This window comes from Gemmatimonadota bacterium (genome assembly GCA_026705765.1).
GTDB lineage: Bacteria > Latescibacterota > UBA2968 > UBA2968 > UBA2968 > VXRD01.
In genome coordinates this window covers 1-2,836 of record JAPPAB010000141.1, presented here as the reverse complement: position 1 = coordinate 2,836, position 2,836 = coordinate 1, and the positions used below count along the sequence as shown (strand labels likewise).

The window sequence follows — 2,836 nt, the reverse complement described above, 5'->3', positions numbered from 1 at the left end:
CACATCTATATCGAAGGCCCTCCGGGTACAGCGAAGACAATGCTTTCGGAGGTGACAACGGCCTCATCACCTCGTCGTATCGATACCCATTGACCGTCTGCCCATCGGCATTCTCTGCATCCTCCCATTCTCCCCTTCGCACATAATAAGTCGCATTTGGAAAAGCGGGCACATATTCACCACCCTCTTGCACCGTACACCCGCCAGCATGATCCTGGTGCAAATGCGTCAACACAACCCGCGTAATCTCCTCGGGCGCGATCCCCAACGTCTCCAAAGACGACAGGAGACCATCCGACTCATCAAGCGCGTAAATCTCCCTCAGTTTCTCCGTCACCTTACCCCCAAACCCGGTCTCAATCAGCACGACCTCCCCTTGCCCTCTCACAAGCAAACAATTCATCGTCAACCCAATGCGATTGCGCTCATCGGGCGGATAACACCTTTCCCACAGCGGCCGGGGCACAACCCCAAACATCGCGCCGCCATCCATCCTCACATACCCGGCAGATAAAATCCACACATCGCAACCACCACTTTGTCTATAATCTACAATCGCCATACTCACACCTCCAACTTTGCACTTCGCACTTAACCCTATATATCTTATCTTATCCCCATAAAAAATATTCGCAACCAAAAACAGGAGGAATCATGCCAGCAGCACTCGTCACCGGATCCAGCAGAGGCATAGGCAGAGGCATAGCATTCTGCCTTGCAGACGCGGGCTACGACATCCTCGTCAACTACGCGGGCAATCAGGCAGCAGCAGAAGAAACCGCAACAGGGATTCGAGAACGCGGGCAAAACGTCCACATTTGTCAGGGCGACATAACCCGCACAGAAGACGGCAAACGCCTCGTAGATACCACACTTGACGCCTTTGGCCGCCTCGACATGCTCGTCAACAACGCCGGCATTGCCCCCCGCGTTCGCGCCGACATCCTCGAAGCCACGCCGGAAAGCTATGAAAACGTCATGAACACCAACCTCAAAGGACCCTACTTTTTGACCCAATACGCGGCAAACCACATGATCGCACTCAAACAACAAGGAAAAATACAAACACCGCGCATCGTTGTCATCACCTCCATATCGGCATACACCTCTTCAACAGCGCGCGGCGAATACTGCGTCTCAAAAGCTGGCCTGAGCATGATGACGCGCCTATTTGCCGACCGGCTCGCAGAACACGGCATCCCCGTCAATGAAATCCAGCCGGGAATCATCCAGACCGACATGACAGGACCCGTAAAAGAAAAATACGACCACCTGATAGCCGATGGACTAACCCCCATCCGCAGGTGGGGACAACCCGAAGACATCGGCAAAGCAGTAGCCGCCATTGGGCTCGGCTATCTCGACTTCACAACCGGCGCAGCAATCCCGGTTGACGGGGGATTCCACATGCACCGACTCTGATTTAGTATCCAATTCATATCCCTCAATTTACCTTTGATTTTCCAGGGTACGAGGTTGACATATTTGCCCTTATATCCTACCTTATAAATAAGGTATGCCAGGTGTATAAAACACCACCCTAACGCTTTCAAGTGAGGACCCAAATGCTGAAACGCTTTTTTACTAAAAATGACGACGAACCAGACAATGGTACAACAAAAGAAAGACAAATCCACATCGAAGGGCAAGACGAGCACGTTCAGGAAGCCATGGACCTCCTCGCACAAGAGGATCAAGATGATCTCGACGAAGCCCTTGACGAAGTTAATGAAACCGTAAGAGAAGCCGCCAGAGCCTCCCTGCGCGACCTGAGACTCATGCAAGAGGGCCACTGTCCTTCCTGTGGCCACAAAACACTGCGGCAATTTCTCTTTACAACTGTGTGTTCCAGTTGCGGTTGGTTTTCATTCATCTCGCCCGAAGAAGGCCAATCTCACATCCATCTGCAAAGTGGACGCACCATCGAATGCGGCACCACATTCGACACCAAAGGCGACTTTGTACTCGGCATCACAAATGGTGTTGTTCGCGCCAAAGTCCCAAAAGAAAATGTCGAATACATCGAATTTGCATGGACCGCCGAAGAAATCCAGCGCAAACGCGAATCCCGCGCAAAAGAAGAAACGGGAATATGTAGCTGGTGCGAAAAAGCGCTCGAAGATGATGGTGATGAGAATATCATTGTCTATGCGGCCTTCGGTACCACCCAGGAGCGCTTTGTTTTCTGTTCAAACAAATGCAATGAAGCCTTCCAAAAGCAATACCCCATTCGCATTCACAAAAATTGCTATGAACGCTCCTGCCTCGATTGCGACCTGTGCAACAAACGCTACCTGGGCGAAGACGAGACCTTCCTCAAGTTGCTCGAGCAAGGGAAAGTTTGAGAAAGCGGTCAGTCCACCTAAACCCCAATCCAAAAATCAATCCCCCATCGCAATAATACGCGATGGGGGATTTTTTTATCGGGTTATCAGAAATGCGCGTAAAACCCACTCGCAGAGAGCTTTAGCGTTGGGTCGCAGGCGAAGCGCATAGAATTTATGGGGCGGCTTTAGCCTATGGGATAGTCCTCAAGGGACTATCGGCGGCTGTGGAGCGGTGTACAAGTGCGCCAGCACTTCATCAACAAGATTTATTCTATTTTCAACTTGACACAAACAGCACATAAATATATATTTTTATTATGGTTAAGTCATTCAAATACAGATTGCGTCCGACCAAAAAGCAAGAACAAATCTTGCTGGCGCATATTGACGAATGTCGTATTCTGTATAATCAACTACTCTGTGCCAGAATACAAGCATGGAAAAATGAGAATAGGTCTCTCTCGCAATATGACCAGACCAAAACAATACCATTGTTAAAACAACAACAC

At 50.0% G+C, this 2,836-nt stretch carries 3 protein-coding genes; 2 read left to right on the top strand and 1 reads right to left on the bottom strand.

Going from position 1 to position 2,836, the window contains the following annotated elements:
* Positions 1-562, bottom strand: a 562-nt coding sequence (locus tag OXH16_18655) for an MBL fold metallo-hydrolase (GenBank protein MCY3683424.1), incomplete at its 3' end; no start/stop codon positions are given.
* 92 nt (positions 563-654) lie between these two features.
* Between OXH16_18655 and OXH16_18650 the strand changes: the two genes are divergently transcribed.
* Together OXH16_18650 and OXH16_18645 are read left to right on the top strand one after the other, a co-directional pair.
* Positions 655-1,422, top strand: a complete 768-nt coding sequence (locus OXH16_18650) for a 3-ketoacyl-ACP reductase (protein MCY3683423.1) — start codon at positions 655-657, stop codon at positions 1,420-1,422.
* Between the two features lie 143 nt (positions 1,423-1,565).
* A complete protein-coding gene (locus OXH16_18645; GenBank protein ID MCY3683422.1) occupies positions 1,566-2,345 on the top strand; it encodes a hypothetical protein in 780 nt (259 codons plus the stop codon).
* Positions 2,346-2,836: the final 491 nt, after the last annotated feature.

Bases quoted from the DNA above. Each gene is read 5' to 3' on its own strand.
- OXH16_18650 (MCY3683423.1), top strand. From the start codon at position 655: ATGCCAGCAGCACTCGTCACCGGATCCAGCAGAGGCATAGGCAGAGGC.
- OXH16_18645 (MCY3683422.1), top strand. From the start codon at position 1,566: ATGCTGAAACGCTTTTTTACTAAAAATGACGACGAACCAGACAATGGT.